Annotated in this window: 26 protein-coding genes and 1 tRNA gene; 23 read left to right on the top strand and 4 right to left on the bottom strand. The window is 68.1% G+C overall.

Features of this window, described 5'->3' with window-relative positions; translation table 11 throughout:
• Positions 1 to 32: 32 nt before the first annotated feature.
• Positions 33 to 2,264 (bottom strand): glucosylglycerol-phosphate synthase, encoded by a 2,232-nt coding sequence (ggpS, locus tag ACPEH8_RS14830; protein ID WP_026070546.1) that lies wholly within the window; start codon positions 2,262 to 2,264, stop codon positions 33 to 35.
• A gap of 62 nt (positions 2,265 to 2,326) precedes the next feature.
• Entirely contained in the window at positions 2,327 to 3,592 is a 1,266-nt protein-coding gene (locus ACPEH8_RS14825; RefSeq protein WP_423667287.1) for an MFS transporter, read from the bottom strand.
• A 124-nt stretch (positions 3,593 to 3,716) separates the two neighbouring features.
• Here ACPEH8_RS14825 and ACPEH8_RS14820 point away from each other — a divergent pair, with 124 nt between their 5' ends.
• The gene (locus ACPEH8_RS14820) at positions 3,717 to 4,343 is read left to right on the top strand and encodes a hypothetical protein (RefSeq protein WP_017354666.1); all 627 of its coding nucleotides are present in this window, start codon (positions 3,717 to 3,719) and stop codon (positions 4,341 to 4,343) included.
• A gap of 25 nt (positions 4,344 to 4,368) precedes the next feature.
• Here the strand turns inward: ACPEH8_RS14820 and ACPEH8_RS14815 are convergent, their stop codons facing one another.
• Positions 4,369 to 5,055 carry a DUF3011 domain-containing protein gene (locus tag ACPEH8_RS14815; protein ID WP_423667299.1) on the bottom strand — a complete coding sequence of 229 codons (687 nt, stop codon included), beginning with the start codon at positions 5,053 to 5,055 and terminating at the stop codon, positions 4,369 to 4,371.
• 423 nt (positions 5,056 to 5,478) lie between these two features.
• Here ACPEH8_RS14815 and aspS point away from each other — a divergent pair, with 423 nt between their 5' ends.
• The 20 genes from aspS to ACPEH8_RS14715 all read left to right on the top strand — a co-directional run bounded on the left by aspS (position 5,479) and on the right by ACPEH8_RS14715 (position 22,370).
• A complete protein-coding gene (aspS, locus tag ACPEH8_RS14810; RefSeq protein ID WP_423667284.1) occupies positions 5,479 to 7,230 on the top strand; it encodes an aspartate--tRNA ligase in 1,752 nt (583 codons plus the stop codon).
• Between the two features lie 243 nt (positions 7,231 to 7,473).
• A complete protein-coding gene (locus ACPEH8_RS14805; protein WP_153164682.1) occupies positions 7,474 to 7,818 on the top strand; it encodes a DNA primase in 345 nt (114 codons plus the stop codon).
• A gap of 22 nt (positions 7,819 to 7,840) precedes the next feature.
• Entirely contained in the window at positions 7,841 to 8,365 is a 525-nt protein-coding gene (locus tag ACPEH8_RS14800) for a GNAT family N-acetyltransferase (protein WP_153164681.1), read from the top strand.
• 122 nt (positions 8,366 to 8,487) lie between these two features.
• Positions 8,488 to 9,120 (top strand): esterase/lipase family protein, encoded by a 633-nt coding sequence (locus ACPEH8_RS14795; RefSeq protein WP_017354671.1) that lies wholly within the window; start codon positions 8,488 to 8,490, stop codon positions 9,118 to 9,120.
• A gap of 94 nt (positions 9,121 to 9,214) precedes the next feature.
• Complete coding sequence (locus tag ACPEH8_RS14790; RefSeq protein WP_017354672.1) at positions 9,215 to 9,946, top strand: YebC/PmpR family DNA-binding transcriptional regulator; 732 nt, start codon at positions 9,215 to 9,217, stop codon at positions 9,944 to 9,946.
• Between the two features lie 129 nt (positions 9,947 to 10,075).
• Positions 10,076 to 10,597 carry a crossover junction endodeoxyribonuclease RuvC gene (gene ruvC / locus ACPEH8_RS14785; RefSeq protein WP_017354673.1) on the top strand — a complete coding sequence of 174 codons (522 nt, stop codon included), beginning with the start codon at positions 10,076 to 10,078 and terminating at the stop codon, positions 10,595 to 10,597.
• Positions 10,598 to 10,607: 10 nt separating this feature from the next.
• Positions 10,608 to 11,198 carry a Holliday junction branch migration protein RuvA gene (gene ruvA, locus ACPEH8_RS14780; protein WP_017354674.1) on the top strand — a complete coding sequence of 197 codons (591 nt, stop codon included), beginning with the start codon at positions 10,608 to 10,610 and terminating at the stop codon, positions 11,196 to 11,198.
• 52 nt (positions 11,199 to 11,250) lie between these two features.
• Positions 11,251 to 13,170 (top strand): potassium transporter Kup, encoded by a 1,920-nt coding sequence (locus tag ACPEH8_RS14775; protein ID WP_136003034.1) that lies wholly within the window; start codon positions 11,251 to 11,253, stop codon positions 13,168 to 13,170.
• 111 nt (positions 13,171 to 13,281) lie between these two features.
• Positions 13,282 to 14,322, top strand: coding sequence for a Holliday junction branch migration DNA helicase RuvB (ruvB, locus tag ACPEH8_RS14770; protein WP_136003035.1), 1,041 nt, complete (start codon positions 13,282 to 13,284; stop codon positions 14,320 to 14,322).
• Positions 14,312 to 14,743 carry a tol-pal system-associated acyl-CoA thioesterase gene (ybgC, locus tag ACPEH8_RS14765; protein WP_017354677.1) on the top strand — a complete coding sequence of 144 codons (432 nt, stop codon included), beginning with the start codon at positions 14,312 to 14,314 and terminating at the stop codon, positions 14,741 to 14,743. The genes ruvB and ybgC overlap by 11 nt, the downstream gene beginning before the upstream one ends.
• Before the next feature lie 10 nt (positions 14,744 to 14,753).
• On the top strand, positions 14,754 to 15,533 hold the full coding sequence (gene tolQ / locus ACPEH8_RS14760) for a protein TolQ (protein ID WP_017354678.1): 780 nt from the start codon (positions 14,754 to 14,756) through the stop codon (positions 15,531 to 15,533).
• A gap of 24 nt (positions 15,534 to 15,557) precedes the next feature.
• Positions 15,558 to 15,986 carry a protein TolR gene (tolR, locus tag ACPEH8_RS14755; RefSeq protein ID WP_017354679.1) on the top strand — a complete coding sequence of 143 codons (429 nt, stop codon included), beginning with the start codon at positions 15,558 to 15,560 and terminating at the stop codon, positions 15,984 to 15,986.
• Positions 15,976 to 17,034, top strand: coding sequence for a cell envelope integrity protein TolA (gene tolA / locus ACPEH8_RS14750; RefSeq protein ID WP_423667281.1), 1,059 nt, complete (start codon positions 15,976 to 15,978; stop codon positions 17,032 to 17,034). Before tolR ends, tolA begins: the two co-directional genes overlap by 11 nt.
• A gap of 143 nt (positions 17,035 to 17,177) precedes the next feature.
• Positions 17,178 to 18,497 carry a Tol-Pal system beta propeller repeat protein TolB gene (tolB, locus tag ACPEH8_RS14745; protein ID WP_017357011.1) on the top strand — a complete coding sequence of 440 codons (1,320 nt, stop codon included), beginning with the start codon at positions 17,178 to 17,180 and terminating at the stop codon, positions 18,495 to 18,497.
• Between the two features lie 63 nt (positions 18,498 to 18,560).
• Positions 18,561 to 19,079, top strand: a complete 519-nt coding sequence (pal, locus tag ACPEH8_RS14740; RefSeq protein ID WP_017357010.1) for a peptidoglycan-associated lipoprotein Pal — start codon at positions 18,561 to 18,563, stop codon at positions 19,077 to 19,079.
• Positions 19,080 to 19,082: 3 nt separating this feature from the next.
• Positions 19,083 to 19,886 (top strand): tol-pal system protein YbgF, encoded by an 804-nt coding sequence (ybgF, locus tag ACPEH8_RS14735; protein ID WP_136003037.1) that lies wholly within the window; start codon positions 19,083 to 19,085, stop codon positions 19,884 to 19,886.
• A 121-nt stretch (positions 19,887 to 20,007) separates the two neighbouring features.
• Positions 20,008 to 20,706, top strand: coding sequence for a 7-carboxy-7-deazaguanine synthase QueE (gene queE, locus ACPEH8_RS14730; protein ID WP_136003038.1), 699 nt, complete (start codon positions 20,008 to 20,010; stop codon positions 20,704 to 20,706).
• A gap of 91 nt (positions 20,707 to 20,797) precedes the next feature.
• A complete protein-coding gene (queC, locus tag ACPEH8_RS14725; protein ID WP_017357007.1) occupies positions 20,798 to 21,463 on the top strand; it encodes a 7-cyano-7-deazaguanine synthase QueC in 666 nt (221 codons plus the stop codon).
• A 75-nt stretch (positions 21,464 to 21,538) separates the two neighbouring features.
• Positions 21,539 to 21,614: transfer RNA gene (locus ACPEH8_RS14720), tRNA-Lys, on the top strand.
• Positions 21,615 to 21,725: 111 nt separating this feature from the next.
• Positions 21,726 to 22,370, top strand: coding sequence for a DUF922 domain-containing Zn-dependent protease (locus ACPEH8_RS14715; RefSeq protein ID WP_313241735.1), 645 nt, complete (start codon positions 21,726 to 21,728; stop codon positions 22,368 to 22,370).
• Between the two features lie 73 nt (positions 22,371 to 22,443).
• On the opposite strand, the gene ACPEH8_RS14710 is transcribed toward ACPEH8_RS14715, so the two are convergent.
• Complete coding sequence (locus ACPEH8_RS14710) at positions 22,444 to 23,922, bottom strand: S41 family peptidase (protein WP_423667278.1); 1,479 nt, start codon at positions 23,920 to 23,922, stop codon at positions 22,444 to 22,446.
• Between the two features lie 160 nt (positions 23,923 to 24,082).
• On the opposite strand from ACPEH8_RS14710, the gene ACPEH8_RS14705 reads away from it, so the two are divergent.
• Positions 24,083 to 24,553: a PA2169 family four-helix-bundle protein gene (locus tag ACPEH8_RS14705; RefSeq protein WP_287250123.1), complete on the top strand. Its 471-nt coding sequence runs from the start codon at positions 24,083 to 24,085 to the stop codon at positions 24,551 to 24,553.
• 68 nt (positions 24,554 to 24,621) lie between these two features.
• Positions 24,622 to 24,870, top strand: a complete 249-nt coding sequence (locus tag ACPEH8_RS14700) for a hypothetical protein (RefSeq protein WP_017357003.1) — start codon at positions 24,622 to 24,624, stop codon at positions 24,868 to 24,870.
• The last annotated feature ends 5 nt before the right edge of the window (positions 24,871 to 24,875 follow it).

The raw sequence follows: 24,875 nt of genomic DNA, 5'->3' as shown, positions 1-24,875 counted from the left end.
CAGCCGGGCGCTTGCCCGGCTGCATCGCCGTATCAGCCGCGCACCGCCTCCAGGAACTCGCGTCCCCAGCGGTCCACGTCGTAGTACTCCACACTGTCGAACAGCTGTCGCATGCGCCCGGTGGCTTCATCATCGGGCATCGACAATGCCTGCAGCAGCCCGGCGGTGAGGTCGGCCGGATCATGCGGGTTGGTCAGCACCGCGCCCTTCAGCTCGGCGGCGGCGCCGGCGAATTCGCTGAGCACCAGCACGCCGCTGCTGCCTTCGATACCCTGGGTGGCGACGAATTCCTTGGCCACCAGGTTGAGTCCGTCGCGCAGCGGGGTGATCCACATCACCTGCGCGGCGGCGTAGTGCGCCACCACCTCCTCGAACGGCAGTGCCTGGGCGAAGAAGCGCACCGGCGTCCAGTCCAGCCGCGAGAAGCGCCCGTTGATGCGCCCCACTGCCTGCTCGATCTGGTTCTGCAGGGTCCGGTACACCGTCATCTCGCGCGCGGCCGGCACGCAGATCATCAGCAGGGTGACCTTGCCCAAGCGGTCCGGATGCTGCTCGAGCAGCCGCTCGAATGCCTCCAGTTTGGCCAGCGTGCCCTTGGTGTAGTCCAGCCGTTCCACCGACAGCACCAGCTTGCGCGCGCCGATCTCGCGGCGCAGCTTGAAGATGTCGTTGCGCACGTCGCCGCGCGCCAGCACGGCGTGGATGCGGCGCAGATCGGTGCCGACCGGATGCGCGCCCAGCGCGATCTCCCGATCACCCACGCGCAACCGCGTGGTCATGGTGTCCAGGCCCACCGCGCAGCCATAGGTCAGAAAGCGCGGTGCGCAGCTCTCCCACGCCAGCCGCTCGGCCGGCATCGCCCCGCGCACCACGTCCACGAAATTCTCCACCTGGCGCGGAATGTGGAAGCCGATGTAGTCGCAGCTGAGCAGGCTGCCGATGATTTCGCGCCGCCAGGGCACCACGTTGAAGACGTCGGCGGAGGGGAAGTAGGTGTGGTGGAAGAAGGCGATCTTCAGGTCCGGACGCAGCTCGCGCAGCGTGCCCGGCACCATCCACAGGTTGTAGTCGTGGATCCAGACCGTGGCGCCGTGCGCGGCTTCGGCGGCGGTGGATTCGGCGAACTTGCGGTTCACCTGCAGGAATACCTGCCAGTCGTCCTCGCGGAAGCGCGCGCGCTCCCAGAACACGTGCAGCATCGGCCAGAACGCTTCCTTGGAGAAGCGCTTGTAGAAGATGTCCACTTCCTGCTTGCTCAGCGGCACGCGCGCGGCGGTCAGGGTCGGATAGCGTTCGGCATCCACCGCCAGGTGGGTCTGGAACGGACCGCGCTTGGGATCGTCGATTCCCCACGCCACCCACGAACCCTTCTGCCCGCCGTCGAAGAAGCTCAGCAGCGACGGAATGATGCCGTTGGGCGAGCGAGGCGGGCGCTGGACGAGCACGCCGTCCTGCATGACCTCATCGAACGGCAGGCGGTGGTAGACCATCACCAGTTCGGCGCCATCGGCGCGCGCCTGCGCCGGCGGATGCAGGAACGGGTCATCGCTGGCGAGCAGGCCGAAGTGTTCGATCGCCTCCAGGATGCCGCCGCAGCCGGGCGCCTCGGCGTGGAAGGTGTGGCCGAGCGTAGCCGTGGCTGCGGTCAGGGCCGGCTCCGAATCGCCGACGCACACGCCGCGGAAACCGGCGGTGTACATGGAAAGATCGTTGAGCGTGTCGCCGGCGACCAGGATGCGCTCGCGCGGCAGTTCGAGCAGGCGCGCCAACGCGGACAGCGTGCGGCCCTTGTCCGTGTCCGGCGGCAGGATGTCCAGATAGCGGTCGGCCGAATAGAGCACATCGCAGCCCAGCGCCTGCGCGGCGGCCTGGATCTGTCCGCGCAGCGGCGCCAGCGTGTCTGGATCGCAGAAGTAGGAGCAGCGGCGCTCCTGCGGTACATCCTGGCGCTGCAGCGCGGCGAACGGGCGCATCGCCGCCGCCACCACCTGCTCGCCGGGCCAGTGCGCGTCGATCATCGATTGCAGGGGCTGCAGCGGCTGCAGCGTATGCCCGTCGACCACGGTCGCGCCGACATCGCAGACCACGACATCCGGGCGCGGGATGGCCGGATCGGAGAGCAGGGGCATCACCGCTTCGAGCCCGCGGCCGGTGATGAAGATCAGGCGGATACCGGGGTGCTGGTCGACCAGCCGGTACAGGCGGTGGCGCGCGGCGGCATCGCCGGCGAGGAAGGTGCCATCCAGATCGGTGGCGAGGATCAGTTGCGCGGCCGGCGTGGCCGGCAGGGTACGGGGTGAGGTGGGGACGGTGGGTGTCGATACAGTCAATGCACTTCCTTTTCGGAGTCGGCGGGGTAAGGGGGGTCCTGGGGGGCCTGCTGGTCGGTTTCGGGCATCAGTTCCAGCGCGCCGGGTGTGGTCCGCAGCATCAGGCGGAAGCCGACCGGATGGGTGCGCAGGCGCTGGAAACGCAGCAGACGGGCGGTGGTGAACAGTGCCAGTGCCAGCAGCACCACCGCGAAATACAGCGGCAGCGCGGCCGGGCCGAAGCGCTGCATGCCGGCACCGGCCAGGGCCGGGCCGAACGCGGCACCCACGCCGTGGACCAGCAGCAGGCTGGAGCAGCCCGCAAGCAGGTGCTCGCGCGGCAGGTAGTCGAGCATGTGCGCCACGGCGGACGGATACAGCGCGAAGGCCAGGCCGCCGTAGAAGAAGAACAGGCCGAACAGCAGGTGGGTCTGGAGCTGGATCATCGGCAGCGACGCCACCAGCGCGATGCCCGCGGCGATCAGGCTCAGCACCACCAGCGCGCTGCGCCGGTCGTGGCCGTTGCTGAGCTGGCCCAGCGGCCACTGCAGCACCGCGCCGCCGATGATCGCCACGAGCATGAACAGAGCCACGCCAGTGTCCTCCAGGCCGACCTCGCCGGCATACACCGGCAACAGCCCCCAGAACGCACCCATCGCCAGACCCGACAGGCCTGCCGCCACGGTCGCCACCGGCGCCATCGCGTACAGACGCCGCAGGCTCAACCGGCTCATCACCGGCACGTCCGGCTGGCGCAGGCGGGTCGCGGTCACCGGCAGCACGGCGGCACAGACCAGGATCGCGGTGAGCATGAACATGGCCGTTGCGCTGGCGTCGCCGAGCATCAACAGCAGTTGGCCCAGCGCAAGCGCGGACAGATTGACCACCATGTACAGCGAGAATGCGCGGCTGCGTTGGGCCGGATCCGGCTCGGCGTTGAGCCAGCTTTCGATCACGGTGTACAGGCCGACCAGGGCGATGCCGGTGGCGATGCGCAGCACGCCCCAGCCCCAGGGGTTGAGCCACAGGGGATGCAGCAGCACCGCGATTGCGGCGAGCGCGGCGAAGAAGGCGAACGCACGGATATGTCCGATGCGGCCGATCAGCGAGGGGGCGAAGAAGGTGCCGATGAAGAACCCGGCGAAATAGCCGGACATCACCAGACCCAGGGTGCCGGCACCAAAGCCGGCCTGCCCACCGCGCACCGCCAGCAAGGTACCCAGAAGCCCGCTGCCCGTCAGGAGCAGCGCTACTCCCGTGAGCAGGGCGGTCAGCCGCAACACGCGTGCGACCTTCGTGGGGAAGAAGGCGAACCGGTCACGCCACGACCTTAACACAGCGGGGATGAAGCCCTTCGCGATGCGGGAGGCGTTTGCGCTGCCCGGCCGTGGCCGTTAGGGTGGGTCCATGAACGTACTGAAGCTCGTGCCCCTGGCCGCCGCACTGGGGCTTGCCGCCTGTAGTGGCGAACGCGATCCACTCGCCCACGACATCTCGCTGGCGCCGTCGGACGCCTTCATGGCAGCGGTGGCCGCCCATTGCGGCAAGGCGTTTGAAGGCCGCATCGTGGCCAACGAGCCGCGTACCGATGCACCCGATCCGTTCGAAGGCAAGCGGCTGGTCATGCATGTGCGCGGGTGCGACGACCCGGCCCACGAGCTGCGCATTCCCTTCCATGTCGGCGACGACCATTCGCGGACGTGGGTGCTGACCCGCACCTCCCACGGCCTGCGTCTCAAGCACGATCATCGCCATGCAGACGGCAGCCCCGATGCGATCAGCCTCTACGGCGGCGACAGCAAGCCACCGGGCACCGCGCAGCGTCAGGAATTCCCGGTGGATGCCGACTCGGTGGCGATGTTCCGAAAGGCCGACATGCTGCCCTCCGTGCACAACACCTGGGCGATGGAGGTCGATCCGGACCAGCGCTTCATCTATGAGCTGACCAGGCCCGGCGGCCGCCGCTTCCAGGTCGCCTTCGACCTTGCCAGGCCGGTGGCGCTGCCGCCCCCGCCGTGGGGCAGCGCCCCCTGACGCAGGCCGCTGCCCCTGGGGTCGGTCAGCGGACGCCGAAGCGCGCCCGGCACCCGCCGTTCACCCACAGGCTGCCGTTGCTGTAGCCCCAGCTGCGGCCTTCCACACAGGCGGTGCCCGACAATTGCTGGATCAATGCCGGGCGTCCCTGGCGGGCATCCCAGGCGCAGGTCTGCTGGCGGTTGTTGTTGCTGCTGCAGGTCACGCTGTAGTTGCTGTCGCCGCCGCCCCAGCCGCCGCCACTGTTGCCACGGGCCTCGGCAAACTCCCCCCGGCAGCCGCGGTTGACCCATACACTGCCGTTGCGCGCGCCCCAGGTCTGGCCCTCCACACAGGCCGAGCCGGAGATCTGCCGGACCAGGGTCGCATTGCGCCATCCGGTGTTGCAGGTGCGCTCGCGGTTGTCCTGGCTTTCGCAGCGGATGGTGCCGCCGCTGCCATTGCCGCCGCCCCAGCCGCCGCCGTTGCCCCGCCCTTCAACGAACTCGGCACGGCAGCCACCGCTGACCCACACCGTGCCGTTGCGCGAGCCCCAGTTGCGGCCTTCCACGCAGGTCGTGCCGGAGATCTGCCGGGACAGGCGCGCGCTGCGCCAGCCGGTATTGCAGACCCGCTCGCGGTTGTCCTGGCTTTCGCAGCGCACGGTCCCGTTGTTGCCGCCGCCACCGTTCCAGCCCCCACCATTGCCGCTGCCGCGCAGCGAGGTGGCGATATCCTGTTTGATCCGCGAGAAACCCCAGCCCGAATTGACCTGGGCCAGGTAGAACCGCAGCTGGTCATCGGGGATGCGCCGGCCATTGGACTGGTCGGCGTACTCCTGGCTGATGACCCGGCTGCGGTCCGAGGAGGACAGCTGCGACAGATTCTCCGGGGCGTAGGCACGTGAACTGATCTGGGCCTGCGCCGCGGGGGCGGCCAGGGCGAGCACGGCGGTCAGGCAGGCGACGGTCAGGCGGCGGTTCATGGCGACATCCCCTTGCGGTCGTTGGTGGGCGGACTATAGGAAGGCCCCCGGTTCACAACGCGTGATGCCGGGCCGGCGAGGCCCGATTTGCCCCGCCGCGCCGACGGCCGCAGAATAACGGGCTTTCCGGCGCAGCTTGGTGCCGGCACTCTCCTGCGGAGCTTTACCCCCATGCGTACCCACTTCTGTGGCCTGGTCGACGAGACCCTGATTGGCCAAACCGTTACCCTTGCCGGCTGGACCGACGTTGCCCGCAATCAGGGCGGCGTGTGCTTCATCGATCTGCGCGATCATGAGGGCATCGTGCAGGTGACGGTGGAAGTCGACAACGCGGCCGTGTTCGCCGTGGCCGCCAGCCTTGGCTATGAGGACGTGCTGCAGGTGGAGGGTGTGGTGCGTGCCCGCCATGCGGTCAACGACAAGCTCCGCACCGGCAACGTGGAGGTGATCGCCACGGCCATCACCATCCTCAACAAGGCCGAGCCGCTGCCGTTCCACGCCCACGAGAACCCGGGCGAGGAAACCCGCCTGAAGTACCGCTACCTGGACCTGCGCCGCCCGGAAATGCAGCGTATGCAGCGCACCCGCATCAAGCTGGTGCAGGCGCTGCGCCGCCACCTTGACGCGACCGGCTTCCAGGACATCGAAACCCCGATCCTGACCAAGGCCACCCCCGAGGGCGCGCGCGACTTCCTGGTGCCGGCGCGCATGCATCCGGGCGAGTTCTACGCGTTGCCGCAGAGCCCGCAGCTGTTCAAGCAGATCCTGATGGTGGCCGGCTTCGACCGCTACTACCAGATCGCCCGCTGCTTCCGCGATGAGGCCCTGCGTGCCGACCGCCAGCTGGAGTTCACCCAGCTGGACATGGAATTCGCCTTCGTGCGCGAGCGCGACGTGCAGGATTTCGTAGAAACCATGATCCGCGCCATCTTCAAGGAAGTGGTCGACGTGGAGCTGGATGCCAGCTTCCCGCGCATGACCTGGGCCGAGGCGATGCGCCGGTATGGCTCGGACAAGCCGGACCTGCGCATCGCGCTGGAGCTGGTGGACGTCGCCGAGCTGGTCAAGACCAGTGAGTTCCCGGTGTTCACCTCCGCGGCCAACGATGCCGACGGCCGTGTCGCCGCGCTTCGCATCCCGGGCGGTGCCAGCCTGTCGCGCAAGCAGATCGACGAGTACGCCGCGCATGCCGCCAAGTACGGCGCCAAGGGCCTGGCCTACATCAAGATCGCCGAGAACGGCGAAGTCAGCTCGCCGATCGCCAAGTTCTTCAGCGAGGAGGCCTTCGCCGCCCTGGTTGCGCACGTCGGGGCCGGCAACGGCGACATCGTGTTCTTCGGTGCAGGTGGCTACAACAAGGTGTCCGACTTCATGGGCGCGCTGCGCCTGAAGGCCGGCAAGGACTTCGATCTGGTCGCGGCCGGTTGGGCGCCGCTGTGGGTCACCGACTTCCCGATGTTCGAATACGACGACGAAGCCCAGCGCTACGTCGCCCTGCATCACCCCTTCACCGCCCCGGCAGTGGACGATATCGCCGACCTGCGTGCCAATGCGAAGACGGCCGTGTCGCGCGGCTACGACATGGTGCTCAACGGCAACGAGATCGGCGGCGGTTCGATCCGTATCCACCGCTCGGACATGCAGAGCGCGGTGTTCGAACTGCTCGGCATCGGTGCCGAAGAGGCCGAGGGCAAGTTCGGCTTCCTGCTCGACGCGCTGCGTTTCGGCGCGCCGCCGCACGGTGGCATCGCCTTCGGCATCGACCGTATCGCTGCCCTCATGGCCGGTACCGAATCGATCCGCGACGTGATTCCGTTCCCCAAGACCACCGGCGCGCAGTGCCTGATGACCGGCGCCCCGTCGCCGATCCCGGACGAGCAGCTGGCCGAAGTGCACGTCCAGGTCCGCCCGGCAAAGCAGTAACCTGCGCCGGGCGCTGCCGCGCCCGGCTGCACCAGATCCATCGTCGTTCCGTAGAGCCGGGCTCTGCCCGGCTGCACCAGATCCATCATCGTTCCGTAGAGCCGGGCTCTGCCCGGCTGCACCAGATCCATCATCGTTCCGTAGAGCCGGGCTCTGCCCGGCTGCACCAGATCCATCATCGTTCCGTAGAGCCGGGCTCTGCCCGGCTGCACCACATCCATCATCGTCCAGGAGAGCCAGGCAATGACCGAATTCGCATTTTCGCTGGAGTGGGAAAAACTGGGCAATGAGGGCGCCGACGCCGCCCTGGTCACCGAACGCGCCCGCGTCTTCGGCGGCTGGCTGGTGCGCGTGGGGACCAATCCCGCCGCGATGGCCCTGACCTTCGTCGCCGACGGTGAAGGCCGTTGGGATGGCGAGGACTTCGGCGTGGAGGACTACGAAGAAGACGAAGACGACGAAGAAGAATTCGAGGACGAGGAAGAGGAAGAGGGCGACGAGGACGAGGAGTACGAAGACGAAGAGGAAGAGGAAGAGGACGACGCGGAAGGTGACGACGCCGACGCCACCGGCGGAGCGCGGGCGTAACGCCTGCCTCCCGGCACCCGTCATGTACGCCATCCGACGCGCCACCGAGGCCGACGCCGACATCCTGTCGGCGCTGGCCACGCGCACCTTCGTTGAAACCTTCGGCCCCCTGTACCCGGCCGAGGATCTGCAGGCCTTCCTCGATGAGGCCTATCCGGCTGCACGCCAGCGCGTGATCCTGGCCCACCCGGACTACGCGGTGTGGCTGCTGGAGCGCGACGGCGTCGCGGTGGGGCATGCCGCCGCCGGCCCGTGCGGGTTGCCGCACCCGGAGGTCGCGCCGGGCGACGGCGAGCTCAAGCGGCTGTACCTGATCAAGGACGAGCAGAGCTGCGGCTGGGGCAGCCGGCTGCTGGAAACGGCGCTGGACTGGCTCGAACGCGACGGACCGCGCACGCTGTGGCTGGGGGTCTGGTCGGAGAACTTCGGCGCCCAGCGCTTCTACGCCCGCTATGGCTTCAGCAAGGTGGGCACCTACGAATTCCCGGTTGGCACGGTGCGTGATCTGGAGTTCATCCTGCGGCGTCCGCCGACGCCGGCGCGCTGATCCCTCCCCATTCCCTGCTGACGCCCCGGCTGCACCGGCTTCACCCGCCGTTGCGGCCGCCCTTCGTCTAATGGGGGCGTTTCCTCCCGCAGGTTCCAAGGCCGCATGGCCAGGCTGAGTGCATGACTCCCCCCGTTTTACTGCTGCACGGCATCTGGAACGCCCGCGCCTGGGTTGGCCCCTTGGCCTGGCGCCTGCGCGCCCGGGGGTTCACCGTGGACACCTTTGGCTACGCCAGCGTGTTCGGCGGCCCGGATGTGGCCGTGCCGCAACTGCTGGAGCGGCTCCGCGACAGTGGTCCGGTGTCCCTGGTCGGGCACAGCCTGGGTGGGCTGGTCGCGCTGGAGGCGCTGCGCCGGCAACCCGATCTGCCGGTTTCGCGGGTGGTCTGCCTGGGCTCGCCGCTGCGCGGCAGCGGTACCGCCCGGTCGCTGGCCGATCACGGCTGGTCGCTGGCGCTGGGGCGCAGCAGCGACCTGCTGCTGGACGGCCTGCCGGCCTGGGAGGGCAGGGCGCAGGTCGGCCTGATCGCCGGCTCGGTCCCGCACGGCCTGGGCAGCCTGCTCGGCGCGATGGGCGAGGCCTCCGACGGCACCGTGGCACTGGATGAGACCCAGTTGCCCGGCCTGACCGACCATTGCGTGGTGCCGGCCAGCCACAGCGGGCTGGTGTTCTCCCCGGACGCCGCGCGCCAGACCGCCGCGTTCCTGCGCGATGGCCGCTTCCGCCACGACCACGCCGCCCACGCGGCCTGAGTCCCGGCGGGCCCCCGGGGGGCGACTAACACGGTCGCGCCGGGCGATCAGGTAGAATCCGCGCCCTGTTCCTCACGCAAGCACGGAAATACTCATGGGTAGAGGCCCCTCCATCGAGAACCGCAAAAACGCGTCCGACGCGAAGCGCGGCAAGATTTTCACCAAGATCATCCGTGAGATCGGCGTTGCCGCGCGCGGCGGTGGAGGCGACCCCAACAACAACCCGCGGCTGCGCGTGGCGATGGACAAGGGCCTGGCCTCGAACATGTCCAAGGACGTGATCGAACGCGCCATCAAGAAGGCCACCGGTGAGCTGGAAGGCGTGGAGTACGAGGAGATCCGCTACGAGGGCTATGCCCCCGGTGGCGTGGCCGTGATCGTGGACTGCCTGACCGACAACCGCGTGCGTACCGTGGCCGATGTCCGCCATGCGTTCAGCAAGTGTGGCGGCAACATGGGCACCGAAGGCTCGGTGTCCTTCATGTTCAAGCGCGTGGGCGTGCTCCACTTCGCTGCCGGCGCCAATGAAGAGGCCGTCACCGAGGCGGCCATCGAGGCCGGCGCGGACGACATCGTGGTCTATCCCGAAGATGGTGCGATCGACGTGCTCACCGCCGCCGACAGCTACCACGCGGTCAAGGACGCAATGACGGCGGCCGGGCATACCCCGGACCATGCCGAGCTCACCTTCCGCGCCGACAACGACATCAAGGTCGAGGGCGACACCGCCCTGCAGGTCAAGAAGCTGCTGGACATGCTCGAAGACCTGGACGACGTGCAGGACGTGTTCTCCAACGCCGATCTCGGCGCGGACGCCTACGCCTGACCGTGCGCCTCACCGGTCGCTTTGCGCGACCGGTGAGCGGACAATGCGGACCATGATGACTCCTGCCGTTCCCTGTTATCGCCGCCGCAGCCGTCCGTTCCGGGCCGCAGGCGGCCGTGTGCGTGTCGCATGACCCGCATTCTCGGCATCGACCCCGGTTCGCAGCGCACCGGGGTGGGCATCATTGATGTGGACGCCACCGGCAAGGTCGTGCATGTGCACCACCTGCCGCTGGTGCTGCTGGGCGCCGACGACTTCCCGCAGCGGATGAAGCTGCTGGTGGTCGGGCTGACCGCCCTGGTGGAGGAATACCGCCCGGACGAGGTCGCCATCGAGAAGGTGTTCATGGCCCGCAACCCGGACTCGGCGCTGAAGCTCGGCCAGGCACGCGGCGCGGCGATCTCGGCCGTGGTCATGCGCGACCTGCCGGTCAGCGAATACGCCGCCACCGAGATCAAGCTGGCCGTGGTCGGCCGCGGTGGCGCGGAAAAGCAACAGGTCCAACACATGGTCGGGCTTATGCTCAACCTGAAAACCAAGCTGCAGGCCGACGCCGCCGATGCGTTGGCGGTGGCCATCACCCATGCCCATGTACGGGCGACGGCGCAGCGGCTGGGCGTCAATGCACGCATGGCCTGGAGCCGGAAATGAGGAACACTGCATGATTGGTCGTCTGCGCGGGATCGTGGCCTACAAGGCGCCGCCGTGGCTGCTGGTGGATGTCAACGGCGTCGGCTATGAGCTGGAAGCCCCGATGAGCACCTTCTACGACCTGCCCGAGCTGGGCCGCGAGGTCACCCTGTTTACCCATTACGCGCAGAAGGAAGACAGCGTTTCGCTGTACGGATTCCTGCGCGAGGGCGAGCGCCGCCTGTTCCGCGACGTGCAGAAGGTCAGCGGCATCGGCGCCAGGATCGCGCTGGCGGTCCTTTCCGGCGTCAGCGTGGACGAGTTCGCACGCATGGTGCAGGCCGGTGACATCACCGCGCTGACCCGCATCCCGGGCATCGGCAAGAAGACCGCCGAGCGCATGGTGCTCGAGCTGCGCGACCGCGCCGCCACCTTCGGCGGGGGCGGGGCGCCGATCGCCGGGGCCGCACCGGCCACCGATCCGGTCTCCGAAGCCACCGTGGCCCTGCAGCAACTGGGGTACAAACCCACCGAGGCGGCGCGCATGGCGCGCGACGCCAATGCCGACGGCGATGACGTCGCCACGGTCATCCGCAAGGCCCTGCAGGCCGCGCTGCGCTGAGCAGCCGCCTGCTTCCCCGATCCTGAACGCCTGACGTCCGCACCGGAGCCCCATGTCCACGACCACCCCCCAGCACAGCAACGGCCAGGCCCCGCACGGCCACGCGCCGGCGGCCGGCGGCCTGGCCCTGATGATCGGCGCCATCGGCGTGGTGTTCGGCGACATCGGCACCAGCCCGCTGTACACGCTGAAAGAAGCGTTCTCGCCGCACTACGGGCTCAACAGCGACCATGACACCGTGCTGGGTGTGCTGTCGCTGGCGTTCTGGGCGCTCAATATCGTGGTCACGCTCAAGTACGTGACCATCATCATGCGGGCCGACAACGACGGCGAGGGCGGCATCATGGCCCTGATGGCGTTGACCCAGCGCACCCTGCGCCACGGTTCACGCTCGGCCTACGTGGTGGGCATCCTCGGCATCTTCGGCGCTTCGCTGTTCTTCGGCGATGGCGTGATCACCCCGGCCATTTCCGTGCTCGGTGCGGTCGAAGGCCTGGAGGTGGCCGCGCCCGGCCTGCATGCCTTCATCGTCCCGATCACCGTGGTGGTGCTGCTTGCCGTGTTCGGGGTGCAGCGTTTCGGTACCGCGCGGATCGGCAAACTGTTCGGGCCGATCACCTCGATCTGGTTCATCTCGCTGGCCGCGATCGGCATCTGGAACATCATCGATTCCCCGGAAGTGCTCAAGGCCTTCAACCCGATGTGGGCGCTGCGCTTCTTCATGGAGCACGGCTGGCATGGGGTGTTCATCCTCGGCGCGGTGGTGCTGGCGGTGACCGGTGGCGAGGCGCTGTACGCCGACATGGGGCACTTCGGCGCCAAGCCGATCCGCCATGCGTGGTACTTCTTCGTGCTGCCGTGCCTGGTGCTGAACTACCTGGGACAGGGCGCGCTGGTGCTCAACAACCCCGAAGCGGTGAAAAACCCCTTCTTCGAGGCCGTGCCGGAGTGGGCGCTGTACCCGATGATCATCCTGGCCACGATGGCGGCGGTGATCGCCTCGCAGTCGGTGATCACCGGTGCGTTCTCGGTCTCGCGCCAGGCCATGCAGCTGGGGTACATCCCGCGCATGCGCATTACCCATACCTCGCACGACACCATCGGCCAGATCTACATCCCGGGCATCAACTGGGGCATCGCGGTGATGGTGATCGGCCTGGTGCTGGCGTTCCGCAGCTCCTCCAACCTGGCCGTGGCCTACGGCATCTCGGTGTCGGCCACGATGCTCATCGATACGCTGCTGCTGGCGCTGGTCGCCCGCGCGCTGTGGCCGACCTCGCGCTACTGGATCATCCCGCTGTGCGCGGTGTTCTTCATCATCGACCTCGGCTTTGTGATCGCCAACGGCGCCAAGCTGCTGCAGGGCGCTTGGTTCCCGGTGGTGCTCGGCATCGTGCTGTTCACGATGATGCGCACCTGGCGGCGTGGCCGCGAGCTGCTGCGCGATGAGATCCGCAAGGACGGCATCCGCATCGACACCTTCCTGCCCGGGCTGATGCTGGCCCCGCCGGTACGCGTGCCGGGCACGGCCGTGTTCCTGACCGCCGACCCGTCGGTGGCGCCGCATGCGCTGATGCACAACCTCAAGCACAACAAGGTGCTGCACGAGCGCAACGTGTTCCTGCACGTGGTCACCCTGCCGGTGCCGTACGCGCCGGAAGGCCAGCGTCTGAAGATCGAGTCGGTGGGTGACGAGTTCTACCGCATCTACGTGCGCTTCGGCTTCATGGAGACCCCGGACGTGCCGCTGGCGCTGATGCGCTCGTGCGACCACGGCGGGATCTACTTCGATCCGATGGACACCACCTTCTTTGCCAGCCGCGAAACCATCGTGGCCACGGCCAACCGCGGCATGCCGATCTGGCGCGACAAGCTGTTCGCGCTGATGCATCGCAACGCCGCGCCCGCGACCGGGTTCTTCCGGATTCCGGGCAACCGGCTGGTCGAACTGGGCGCCCAGGTGGAGATCTGACGCGGCAGCGCGCAACCCGCTGCCCCGGGGAGTGCCGGCCCGGTCAGGAGCCGGCCCGCGGCCGGCATTGCCCGGGCGCGGATCGCGCTCCTTTTGCCGCATAATTGCACCATGACTGACGACCGCATCATCGGTGCCGGTGCCACCCGCGAGGATGACACCACCGACGCCAGCATCCGCCCCAAGCGCATGGCCGACTACCTCGGCCAGGCGCCTGTGCGCGAGCAGCTGTCGATCTACATCGACGCGGCCAAGGGGCGTGGCGATGCGCTCGACCACGTGCTGATCTTCGGCCCGCCCGGGCTGGGCAAGACCACCCTGAGCCACGTGATCGCCAACGAACTGGGCGTGGCGCTGCGGGTGACGTCGGGGCCGGTGATCGAAAAGGCCGGTGATCTGGCGGCGCTGCTGACCAACCTGCAGCCGCACGATGTGCTGTTCATCGACGAGATCCACCGCCTGTCGCCCGTGGTCGAGGAAGTGCTGTACCCGGCGATGGAGGATTTCCAGATCGACATCATGATCGGTGAAGGCCCTGCGGCCCGCTCGATCAAGATCGACCTGCCACCGTTCACCCTGATCGGGGCCACCACGCGGGCCGGCCTGCTGACCGCGCCGCTGCGCGACCGCTTCGGCATCGTCCACCGGCTGGAGTTCTACACGCCTGAGGAACTGACCCGGATCGTGCGCCGCTCGGCCGCCATCCTCAACATCGACTGCACCGCCGAAGGCGCAGCCGAGATCGCGCGGCGTTCGCGCGGCACCCCGCGCATCGCCAACCGGCTGTTGCGGCGGGTGCGCGACTACGCCCAGGTCAAGGCCGCCGGCCATATCGACCAGGCCGTGGCCCAGGCCGCCATGCAGATGCTGAAAGTGGACCCGGAAGGGTTCGACGACCTCGACCGGCGCCTGCTCAGGACGATGGTCGACTACTTCGACGGTGGTCCGGTGGGCATCGAGTCGCTGGCAGCGGCCCTGTCCGAAGAGCGTGGCACCCTGGAAGACGTGGTCGAGCCCTACCTGATCCAGCAGGGCTTCCTGATCCGTACCGCGCGCGGCCGCATGTGCACGCACAAGGCTTACCGGCACATGGGCCTGAAGCCGAAGAACCCCCCCGCCGACCTGTTCGCGGAGGTGCCTGATGTCGGTTAGCCCCGGGTTCAGTTGGCCGACACGCATTTACTGGGAAGATACCGATGCTGGCGGTGTGGTCTACCACGCCCGCTATGTCGCCTTCATGGAGAGGGCGCGCACTGAATGGATGCGGGCACTGGGCTTTGGGCAGGAGCGTACGCGCACCGACCACGGGCTGGTGTTCGCGGTCCGCTCGATGAGCATGGATTTCCTGAGGCCGGCGCGACTGGACGATGCGCTGGCCGTGACCGCCACGCTGGTGCAGTGCAAGCGCGCCAGCCTGGTGTTCCACCAGGCGGTGTGTCGCGGCGATGAAACGCTGCTGACCGCGCAGGTGAAGATTGCGGCACTGGATGCCACCACATTCAAACCGCGCGGCATGGACGATGCATTCCATGCGGTGCTGAAACACCACGAATTTCCAGAATCCGCACACTGAGGAACAACGGATGATCGCAATGCTCCTGGCCCTGCAGGCCACGGTGGTCGAGGCGCTGCCGCAGGAAGTCACCAGCGCCGCGTCGCAGACCGTCGCGCAAGCCGCGCATGGCGGTGGCATCAATTACCTGGACCTGATGGTCAAGGCCAGCATCCCGGTGAAGATCATCGTGCTGCTGCTGCTGGCCGGCTCGTTCATCAGCTGGGTGATCATCTTCCGCAAGGCGCGCGTGTTCAACGCCGCCAACCGCGAAGCCGATGAGTTCGAAAGCCGTTTCTGGTCCGGTGCTGACCTGGGCAAGCTGTACAGCGCTGCCACCGACCGCAACCGCAAGGTGGGGGGTCTGGAGGCCATCTTCGAAGCCGGCTTCCGCGAGTTCACCCGCCTGCGCGACAAGCGCCGGCTGGACGGCCGCGCCCAGCTCGAAGGCGCCCAGCGCGCCATGCGGACCACCTACACCCGTGAAGTGGACCAGATGGAGCGCAGCCTGGAGCTGCTCGCCAACATCGGGTCCACCGCCCCGTACGTGGGCCTGGTCGGTACGGTGTTCGGCATCATGGTGACCATGCACGACATGATCAACAGTGGCGAGCAGGCCGGTATCGCCTCGGTCGCGCCGGGCATTTCCGAAGCCCTGTTCGCCACGGCCATCGGCCTGTTCGTGGCGATCCCGGCAGTGTGGGCCTACAACCGCTTCACCACCCGCGTGGAGCGCCTGTCGGTCCGCTTCGAAACCTTCGCAGAAGAGTTCAGCTCGATCCTGCAGCGCCAGACCGCGGGCGACGAGTAAGCGCCCAGCACCAAGGACCCTGCCATGACCGCTGCCATTGGCCGCCGCAAGCGCCGAAAGCTCAAATCCGAAATCAACGTCGTGCCCTACATCGACGTGATGCTGGTGCTGCTCATCATCTTCATGGTCACCGCGCCGCTGCTCACCCTGAGCTTCGATGTGGACCTGCCCAACTCCCAGGCCAAGGCCCTGGAGAGCAAGCAGGACCCGGTCGTGGTCTCGGTGCGCCTGGACGGCCAGCTCACGCTGAAGCTGCCTGACGCCAAGGAGCCGGCCGTGATGGAGGCGGCCGAACTGCAGGCGCGCCTCGGCGCCCTGTCGGCGCAGGACAAAAACCTGCGCGTCATCGTCGCCGCCGACCGCGCCGTGGCCTATGAAAAGGTCGTTGCGGCGATGGACGTGATCAAGCGCGCCAATGTCGAAAAGGTGGGTCTGGCGACCGATGCACGCTGAAGCCCTGCCACCGCAGCGCCAGCCCGAGGAAAAGTGGGGTCTGCCGATCGCGCTGGCGTTGGCCGTGCACCTGCTGCTGGCGCTGGTGTTCATCGCCGCCTGGCTGTGGTCGCCCCAGCGCAGCACCGAGGCTGCCGCCGGCGACCCGGCGATCGAGGCCAGCCTGCAGTTGTCGGCCGCCGAGGCCTCCGCTGCACGGCAGGCGCTGCGCGCCTCCGAATCGCTGCCTGCGCTCCCCGAGCCGGTTGCCCAGCCCGAGCCCATTCCCGAAGACACCGTGCCGCCGCCGCAGCCGCTGCCCGAGCCGCGTCCGCAGGACGCGCCGACCCCGCAGCAGCAACAGGCCCAAGAGCGCGTGGCCCAGCCGGACAAGATCGACCAGGAAGCGGTCAACGCCCTGGCGGAGTCGGCCGAGAAGGCCAGGCAGGAGCAGGAGGCCAAGCGCCGCCAGGAACAGATCGACCTGACCGAGCGCAAGCGGCAGGAGCAGGCCGAGCAGAAGCTGCGGCTGGCAAAGCAGCAGGAAGAGGCCGACCGGAAGAAGAAGCTGGCCGAGCAGGAGCAGAAGGCCAATGACGCCAAGGCCGACGCCGAGCGCGACAGGAAGCTGGCCGAGATCCGCGCCAAGCGTGCGCAGGCCGAGAAGGAAGCCAAGCTGGCCGAGCAGAAGCTGCGCCAGGTCACCGCCGCGCGCGCGGCCAGCGCGGCCGCCTCGACCGCCGGCGCTACCGGGGCTGCCCAGCCGGCAGCCGGTGCGGGTGGTACCAGTGACGACCTGCGGGCCAAATACGCCGCCGCCATCCAGGCCAAGGTCACCGAGACCTGGATCCGTCCGCCGAGCGTGTCGCCGGGGCAGGGCTGCCGTATCGCGATCGTGCAGTTGCCGGGTGGCCGGGTGATGTCGGCGACCGTGGTGCCGCCATGCCCGTACGATGACGGCGCCAAACGCTCGCTGGAGGCGGCCGTGTTGAACGCCCAGCCGTTGCCCTACCGCGGCTTCGAAACCGTTTTCGCGCGCGAACTCACCCTGAACTTCCGGCCGGAATGAGTGCCTGGGGCGCCCGTATCGTTAACGCGATGTGAGAGCGCCCCGGTTCGACACTCGGATTTCACGTGTGGTTGGTTCATGATTGCGAAACCGTTCAACCCGGTTCTGTTATCCCTCGTTGTGGTTTCCCGACTGAGCATTCCATGAAGATGATGTCTCGTTTACTGGTCGCGTGCGCGGCCCTGTTGCTCCCGTTTGCTGCCCTGGCGCAGCAGAAGGGCCTTGAAATCGACATCATCGGCGGCCGTGTCTCGGCCACGCCGATCACGGTGGTGCCGATGCCCTACCAGGGCTCCGCCGCCGCACCGGCCACCGATGTCGCTGCCGTGGTCCGCGCCGACCTGGACCGTTCCGGCCAGTTCAGCACCCTGCCTGACGCGCAGATCGTCGAGAAGCCGACCCGCGGCAGCGAGATCCAGTTCCCCACTTGGCGCGCGCTGAAGCAGAACTACATCGTGGTCGGCCGCGTCATGGACGCCGGCGCCGGCGCCTACCGCGTCGAGTACGAGCTGTATGACGTGCCCAAGGGCGAGCGCCTGCTCGGCCTGGCGATGACCGCCCGCGGCACCGCCATGCGCGATGTCGCCCACCAGATGGCCGATGCCATCTACGAGAAGATCACCGGTGTCCGCGGCGCCTTCTGGACCCGCATCGCCTATGTCACCGCCAGCGGCAAGGGCGATGCCATGCGTTACGCCCTGATGGTGGCCGACTCGGACGGCTTCAACCCGCAGACGATCGTGCGTTCGGCCGAGCCGCTGCTCTCGCCGACCTGGAGCCCGGATGGCAGCCGGCTGGCCTATGTCAGCTTCGAGCGCGGCAATTCGGCCATCTACATCCAGAACATCGCCACCGGCGCCCGTGAACTGGTCACCAGCTTCCGCGGCATCAACAGCGCCCCCTCGTTCTCCCCGGACGGGCGTCGCCTGGCCCTGTCGCTGTCGCGCAGCGGCAACCCGGAAATCTACGTGATGGACCTGGGCAGCAAGCAGCTGACCCAGTTGACCAACCACTTCGCCATCGACACCGAGCCGACCTGGAGCCCGGATGGCAGCAGCGTCTACTTCACCTCCGACCGTGGCGGCCGCCCGCAGATCTACCAGGTCCCGGCCAGTGGCGGCAGCGCCTCGCGCGTGACCTTCCAGGGCAACTACAACGCCACCCCGAGCCTGTCCTACGACGGCAAGAAGCTGGTGGTGGCCCAGGGCAGCGGCAATACCTACAAGATCGCGCTGATGGACAGCAGCCTGGGCTCGGCGCGCTGGAGCACGCTGTCGCCGGGGTCGCTGGACGAATCGCCGAGCTTTGCGCCCAACGCAAGCATGGTGTTGTATGCCGCCCGTGAGGGTGGCCGAGGTGTGTTGTATGCCGTGTCGGCCGATGCGCGCGTGCGCCAGCGGCTGGTTCTGGCCGACGGTGACGTCCGCGAGCCGTCGTGGTCGCCATACCGTACAAAGCGCTAACAGAGTGTTAAGATTCGCCGTATTCATCCCTCATCCGGCTTTAGGAGCCTCAAAGGTATCGCCATGAACAAGTCCACCCGTGTTCTGCTTGTCTCCCTGTTGTCCGTGGCCGTCCTGGCCGGTTGCTCCAAGAAGGTGAAGGAAGCGCCGGAAGCTCCGGTCGATACCGGCACCTCGACCACCCAGCCGACCGGTCCGTCGACCTCGGGCCTGTACGGTCCGGGCGATCTGGATACCGATTCCTGCCTGCGCCAGCGCGTGGTGTACTTCGATCTGGACCAGGACAGCCTGAAGCCGGAGTTCCAGGCCATCATGGCCTGCCACGCCAAGTACCTGCGTGACCGTCCGTCCTCGCGCATCACCCTGCAGGGCCACGCCGACGAGCGCGGTTCGCGTGCCTACAACCAGGCCCTGGGCGAGCGTCGTGGCAATGGCGTCTCCTCGGCGCTGCAGGCCAACGGTGGCTCGGCGTCGCAGCTGACCGTCGTGTCCTACGGTGAAGAGCGTCCGGTCTGCACCGAGACCAACGAGTCCTGCTGGTCGCAGAACCGTCGCGTCGAAATCGTCTACACCGCTCAGTAATAGATGCGCCTTCGATTCATATCGATGATCGTTGCGGCAGCCCTCGTGGCTGCCGCACCGGCCTACGCGCAACGTCAGAGTCTGGCCGACCGCGTGGGGTCGCTTGAGCAGCAGGTGCTCAACAACCAGTCCAACACGGACATGCTCAACCAGCTCAATCAGCTCCGCACGCAGGTGCAGGCGCTGCAGTCGCAGGTGGAGCAGTTGCAGCACGAGAACGCCCAGCTCAAGCAGACCAGCCAGGACCAGTATCTGGATCTGGACGGGCGGCTGAACCGGCTGGAAGGCGGCACTCCGCCGGCCCTGCCTGCCGCGCCTGCTGCGAAGGCCCCCGTGGCCCCCCCGAAACCGGCAACGGCCGCTTCCGAGCGGCCGCCTTCCGTGCACGGCGATCCTGGCAGCCTGTCGGCCAGCGGCGACGAACGCACCGCCTACAACGTCGCCTTCGACGCCCTCAAGGCTGGCAAGTACGACGATTCCGCGCAGCTCTTCCTGAGCTTCCTGGAGCTGTACCCCAACGGCGTGTATACCCCCAATGCCTTGTACTGGCTGGGCGAGAGCTACTACGCCACCCGCAATTTCCCGCTGGCTGAGGCGCAGTTCCGCGACCTCGTCTCGCGCTACCCGACCCACGACAAGGCGTCCGGTGGCATGCTCAAGATCGGCCTGTCGCAGTATGGCGAAGGCAAAACCGACGCCGCCCAGGCCACCCTGGAGCAGGTCGTCAGCACCTACCCGGGCTCGGATGCCGCGCGCACCGCGCAGGACCGCCTGCAGTCGATCCGGCTGGGCCAGCAGATCCGCTGAGACCCCGCCGGCCCAGGCCGGTATACTTGGCTGTTGGGCGACCACCAGCGCGGTCGTCACCTGTAGGGCCGGGCCATGCCCGGCCGTCGTCGTTTCCGCAGCCGTAGTCCCAGAACACCTCATGACCGCATCCCTGTCCGCCGCCGCCGCGCTCCCCAGCGAGATCGTGCAATCGCCCCTGCCGCGCCTGAAGATCACCGAGATCTTCACCTCGTTGCAGGGCGAAGCCGATACTGCCGGCTGGCCGACCGTGTTCGTCCGGCTGACCGGTTGCCCGCTCAGGTGCACCTACTGCGACACCGCATACGCCTTCCACGGCGGCACCTGGTGGGACATCGATGCGATCGTGGCCGAGGTGGTGGCGCAGGGCGTCCACCACGTCTGCGTGACCGGCGGCGAGCCGCTGGCGCAGAAGCGCTGCCTGGTGCTGCTTGAAAAGCTCTGCGATGCCGGCCTGGATGTCTCGCTGGAAACCTCCGGTGCGCTGGACGTCAGCGCGGTGGACCCGCGCGTCTCGCGCGTGGTTGACCTCAAGACCCCCGGCTCGGGTGAAATGGCCCGCAACCGGCTGGAGAACCTGCCGCTGCTGACCCGCCGCGACCAGATCAAGTTCGTGCTGTGCAGCCGCGAGGACTACGAGTGGGCACGCGACATGGTCGCCGGGCACCGGCTCAACGAGCGCAGCATGGTGCTGTTCTCGCCGAGCAAGAGCCAGCTGAGCCCGCGCGAACTGGCCGACTGGATCGTCGAGGACCGCCTGCCGGTGCGCTTCCAGATGCAGCTTCACAAGCTCCTCTGGGACGACGCGCCCGGGCGATGACCGGCTGCCGGGCGGGCCCGGCCGCTCTTACTGATTCATTCCGGCGCGGGACAGCGTGCTGGCTTTCCCGCAACCTACCGGAAACACCCCCATGAAGAATGCAGTTGTCCTCCTGTCCGGCGGCATGGATTCGGCCGCCGTCGTCGCCATCGCCCGTGAGCAGGGTTTCGCCGTCCATGCGCTGAGCGTGCGCTACGGCCAGCGCCACACCTCCGAACTCGATGCCGCCGCCGCGGTGGCCACGGCGCTCGGCGCCGTCGCCCACAAGACCGTCAACGTCGACCTGCGCAGCATCGGCGGTTCGGCGCTGACCGACGATATCGACGTGCCCGAGGCGGGCGGCGAGGGCATCCCCGTCACCTACGTGCCGGCGCGCAACACCATCATGCTGTCCGTCGCCCTGGGCTGGGCCGAAGTGCTGGGCGCCAACGACATCTTCTGCGGCGTCAACGCCGTGGACTACTCCGGCTACCCGGACTGCCGCCCCGAATTCATCGCGGCCTTCCAGACTCTGGCCAACCTGGCCACCAAGGCCGGCGTGGAAGGGGCGGGCATCCAGGTCCACGCCCCGCTGCAGTTCCTGAGCAAGGCCGACATCGTGCGTGAAGGCGTGCGCCTGGGCGTGGACTTCGGCCTGACCGTGTCCTGCTACAACGCCGACGACAGCGGCGCGGCCTGTGGCCACTGCGATGCCTGCCGCCTGCGCGCGCAGGGCTTCGCCGATGCGGGCGTGGCCGATCCCACCCGTTACGCCTGATCGCCACACGGGTACGCCTGCGCGCCAAGATAGGTTAGAATGCGCACCCCCGGCAGCGATGTCGGGGCATGCAATGGGCCGTTAGCTCAGTCGGTAGAGCAGAAGACTTTTAATCTTTTGGTCGATGGTTCGAATCCATCACGGCCCACCACTGCATCGATGAACGAAGGCGCCTGCGAGGGCGCCTTTTTTCGTTGCGCCACGTTGCGGCCCGCCAGCATTTCACGCACTCTTTCTGCTTCATTGAAGGCAGGGACAGCGCATGATGCAGGGAACGCACACCACGGCGGCGGCAACCAACGGAGCAGCTGCTGCACGCAGCGGGATCGCGCCCGGGTGGCGCCGCGCAGCCGGGGGCGCTCTGCTGCTTGCCGCGCTGGGCATCGCAACCGTGCAGGCAGCGCCGGACGCCGGTCTGACGATCGAGTACTACGACGTGCAGGGAACCACGCTCGAGCAACTGCGCGAGTCGCTGCGCACCCTCGGACCGGTGGATGACGATGGCGAACGCCACCACGGCCAGGTGCGCTGGAACCTGCAGTGGCGCTACAACTACAGCACCGATCGCGGTGGCTGCCGGCTGACCGGATTCACCGTCCAGCGCAGCACCACCATGCAGTTGCCGCGCTGGGTGGATGTGGATCGCGTGTCACCGGCGCTGCGCAGTGATTGGGAGCGGTACAGCCGCGCGCTGCGCCTGCATGAGGATGGCCACGTGGAGACCGGTGCGCTGGCGGCGGCCGAGATCGAACGTCGTACGGCGGCGGTCAAGCGCAGTCCCACCTGCGCGGCACTGACCGCCACGCTGGATGAGATCGGCAAGGCCGTGATCCAGGAATTCAAGGCGCGCGATGTCGAGTACGACGCGACGACCGGGCATGGCGCCACGCAGGACGCGCAGATCTGAAGAACACGCGATGAGCTCCCGCTCAACGCGACCGCCGGTCACACCGCGATCAGCCGGCGTGACCGCGATCCCGTCAGTATCGCGCCAGATCGAGATCGATCACGTCGAGCACCCGTTGCGCACGGGCGCGTGCCGACTCCCCGGCACGCGCGCCCACCGCAAGATCCGGCACGATGCCGGCAACCTCGTCGCTGCCATCGGCACGCAGCCGCACACAGTTGGGAATGCGCACGCGCAGATGGCTGTTGGGCAGTTCGGCGGGTGACTCCGCGCTCATGAACCCGCAGCCGTAGCCGCCGCTGCGGGTGCCGACAACACGCGCGATGCCGTTGTCCTGCAAGCGGGCCGCGAACATCTCCGCCGAGGACGAGGTTTTGCCGTCGATCAGCAGATAGACCGGGCCGTGCCAGGCACCGCGGTGCGCACGCACGTCCTGCGCCCAGTCCAGGCGGTGGGCGATGAGGAAGTCGTCGAGCCGATCCACGGCCGGGTCGGCCAACGGGCCGCCGGACGTCCCTGCCGCGACCAGGCGCCGGCAGCGCTGCGCCGACCAGTCCTGTTGGGTCTGCCATACCCACGACAGGTCGCAGGCAGGGGACTGTGCGGCACGCAGCGCGGCCGCAAACGCCGTGCGCTGCTGCGTCAGCATCGGGCGGGCGCGGGCATCGGGGTGGTGGCGGGTCAGCGCGTCGTCGAGTCGCTCGAACTGTTCCTGCAGATAGTCGACGCCGGTGCCGGACGCGCTCATCTGCAACGTGGCCGAGCGCACCGGCTGATCGGTGAACAGGCGGGCGAGGGTATCGCCGCTGTCGTCGCCACCGGGGTTGGTGCCGACGTCCACCAGCACCGCGTCCACCGCCTGCTGCCGGAAACGACGCAGCGTGGCGGCGATCTCCGCGACCCAGGCCTCCTGCAGCGTGGCCCGCATCGTGCGCACCCCATCGGCGTGGCGCAGCTGCGGCCACAGCCGATGGCACAGGCCGGGATAGCGCAGCGCATCGAACTCGTGCAGGCGCAGCAGGCCGACGCGGCCTCCGTGGGCAAGGGTGATGACGCCGCTGCGCAGGGCCGGGTCGGCGCTGCCGCCGTCGGCGTGGTACGCCGGCAGCGTCTGCAGCGGCAGGCTGTAGTCCTGGCGGCCTTCTTCGATCACGCCCAGCACCGCGCAGCCGGTGGCCGCGTCGAGGGCGCGCGGGTCCACCGCGGTGGGCATCGGCCCGGGTGCATCGGTTGATTGGCGGTCGAGCAGGGCCAGATGCCCATCATGGAAACCGGCCAGGAACGTGCGCAGTGCCTGTTCCGCTTCGGCATCGTCGTGCGCCTCGTCCAGTGCGCGGGTGGCGGCACGTGCCAGGGCCGGCAGGTCCACACCGCTCTGCGGCGACGCCATCCAGGCCAGGTGGGCGTAGTCGTCCTGCAGCGTCTGCGTCAGCGCGGCCAGATCGGCGCGCCAGGCGGCGCGGTCCACCTCGGTGGCGGCGTGGACAGGTGCCGTTGCCAGCACCCCGAGCAGTGCGCCGGTGAGCGCCATCCGTAGCGTGCGTGGTGTCATCCGTGATCTCCGCGGGTGCGGCGCGCCGTTGCGCCGGTGTCTGCATGGAACCTGCACGATGCTAGCAAACAACAGCGCCCTCACACCCCCGTTCCGCAACCGCGCGCATGATCAGGCCGTACCCCTGAAGTCGGGATCGACGATCCCACGGAGCGGTGCCATGAAGACCATCAACACCGGCCCGCGCGTCCGCGCGCTCAACCAGATCATCGGCGTGGCCCGCGACGGGCATGACCTGTATGCGCGCGGCGTAGCGGACATGCAGGACAGTGACCCGGACCTGAGCGCGCTGCTGATGCGCATGGCGGAGTCGAGCGCCAGGGTAGTGGACCGCGTGAGTGGACTGGTACGCAGGGAAGGCGGCCGGCCAGTCCGACACGGCACGATCATCGGCCATGTGCGCGGGTATTTCGGGTGGCTGGGTACGGTGCTGGGCGATGCCGGCATCCAGTATCTGAGCGAAGGCCAAGCCAGCGAGGCCCGGCTGATCCGGGTCATGGAAGCGGCGGTACGCCACGGTGACCTTGGTGAGGAGACGTACGGGACGCTGGACGCGATGCTGCGCGACACACGCCTGTACCACGACGACATGCGCGGGCGGCTGGACACCATGCGCGCGCGCGATCCCTGAGGAAGCGTCGGACATCTCATGCAACAGTACCAGCGGCACGCAAGGCGTGCCCGCCACGGAGTGGGTCAATGATGATCGTACTGAAGGATTCGACGGGCAGGCGCCTGCGTCTGGGCGAGGGGTGTCTGCTGGAAGACGGCGTACTGTTCCACCGTCGCACGATGCTGGTGGCGGTTGGCGATGGCCTCCGCCTGGCGCCCGGCGTGCTTGACGTGATCAACGCGTCGGTCGCCGGCAGCGCGTGGTTGTCGATGGAACAGGAAGGCAACCTGGCCGCCCGGCCATTGCGCTGGGAAACGCTGCATGTATCGAGCTGAGTCCC

Origin of the sequence: Stenotrophomonas sp. NPDC077461 (genome assembly GCF_049545475.1) — a bacterium.
In the GTDB taxonomy this organism is placed as follows: Bacteria; Pseudomonadota; Gammaproteobacteria; order Xanthomonadales; family Xanthomonadaceae; genus Stenotrophomonas; species Stenotrophomonas nematodicola.
The sequence above is the reverse complement of the archived record's forward strand: the minus strand, read 5'-3'. Positions and strand labels throughout refer to the sequence as shown.

Bases quoted from the DNA above. Each gene is read 5' to 3' on its own strand.
- ACPEH8_RS14705 (WP_287250123.1), top strand. From the start codon at position 24,083: ATGAAGACCATCAACACCGGCCCGCGCGTCCGCGCGCTCAACCAGATC.
- ruvC (WP_017354673.1), top strand. From the start codon at position 10,076: ATGACCCGCATTCTCGGCATCGACCCCGGTTCGCAGCGCACCGGGGTG.
- tolB (WP_017357011.1), top strand. From the start codon at position 17,178: ATGAAGATGATGTCTCGTTTACTGGTCGCGTGCGCGGCCCTGTTGCTC.
- ACPEH8_RS14805 (WP_153164682.1), top strand. From the start codon at position 7,474: ATGACCGAATTCGCATTTTCGCTGGAGTGGGAAAAACTGGGCAATGAG.
- ACPEH8_RS14820 (WP_017354666.1), top strand. From the start codon at position 3,717: ATGAACGTACTGAAGCTCGTGCCCCTGGCCGCCGCACTGGGGCTTGCC.
- tolQ (WP_017354678.1), top strand. From the start codon at position 14,754: ATGATCGCAATGCTCCTGGCCCTGCAGGCCACGGTGGTCGAGGCGCTG.
- ruvA (WP_017354674.1), top strand. From the start codon at position 10,608: ATGATTGGTCGTCTGCGCGGGATCGTGGCCTACAAGGCGCCGCCGTGG.
- ACPEH8_RS14790 (WP_017354672.1), top strand. From the start codon at position 9,215: ATGGGTAGAGGCCCCTCCATCGAGAACCGCAAAAACGCGTCCGACGCG.
- tolA (WP_423667281.1), top strand. From the start codon at position 15,976: ATGCACGCTGAAGCCCTGCCACCGCAGCGCCAGCCCGAGGAAAAGTGG.
- ruvB (WP_136003035.1), top strand. From the start codon at position 13,282: ATGACTGACGACCGCATCATCGGTGCCGGTGCCACCCGCGAGGATGAC.
- ACPEH8_RS14775 (WP_136003034.1), top strand. From the start codon at position 11,251: ATGTCCACGACCACCCCCCAGCACAGCAACGGCCAGGCCCCGCACGGC.
- ACPEH8_RS14715 (WP_313241735.1), top strand. From the start codon at position 21,726: ATGATGCAGGGAACGCACACCACGGCGGCGGCAACCAACGGAGCAGCT.
- ACPEH8_RS14700 (WP_017357003.1), top strand. From the start codon at position 24,622: ATGATGATCGTACTGAAGGATTCGACGGGCAGGCGCCTGCGTCTGGGC.
- tolR (WP_017354679.1), top strand. From the start codon at position 15,558: ATGACCGCTGCCATTGGCCGCCGCAAGCGCCGAAAGCTCAAATCCGAA.
- pal (WP_017357010.1), top strand. From the start codon at position 18,561: ATGAACAAGTCCACCCGTGTTCTGCTTGTCTCCCTGTTGTCCGTGGCC.
- ACPEH8_RS14710 (WP_423667278.1), bottom strand. From the start codon at position 23,922: ATGACACCACGCACGCTACGGATGGCGCTCACCGGCGCACTGCTCGGG.
- ybgC (WP_017354677.1), top strand. From the start codon at position 14,312: ATGTCGGTTAGCCCCGGGTTCAGTTGGCCGACACGCATTTACTGGGAA.
- queE (WP_136003038.1), top strand. From the start codon at position 20,008: ATGACCGCATCCCTGTCCGCCGCCGCCGCGCTCCCCAGCGAGATCGTG.
- ACPEH8_RS14800 (WP_153164681.1), top strand. From the start codon at position 7,841: ATGTACGCCATCCGACGCGCCACCGAGGCCGACGCCGACATCCTGTCG.
- ybgF (WP_136003037.1), top strand. From the start codon at position 19,083: ATGCGCCTTCGATTCATATCGATGATCGTTGCGGCAGCCCTCGTGGCT.
- ACPEH8_RS14795 (WP_017354671.1), top strand. From the start codon at position 8,488: ATGACTCCCCCCGTTTTACTGCTGCACGGCATCTGGAACGCCCGCGCC.
- queC (WP_017357007.1), top strand. From the start codon at position 20,798: ATGAAGAATGCAGTTGTCCTCCTGTCCGGCGGCATGGATTCGGCCGCC.
- aspS (WP_423667284.1), top strand. From the start codon at position 5,479: ATGCGTACCCACTTCTGTGGCCTGGTCGACGAGACCCTGATTGGCCAA.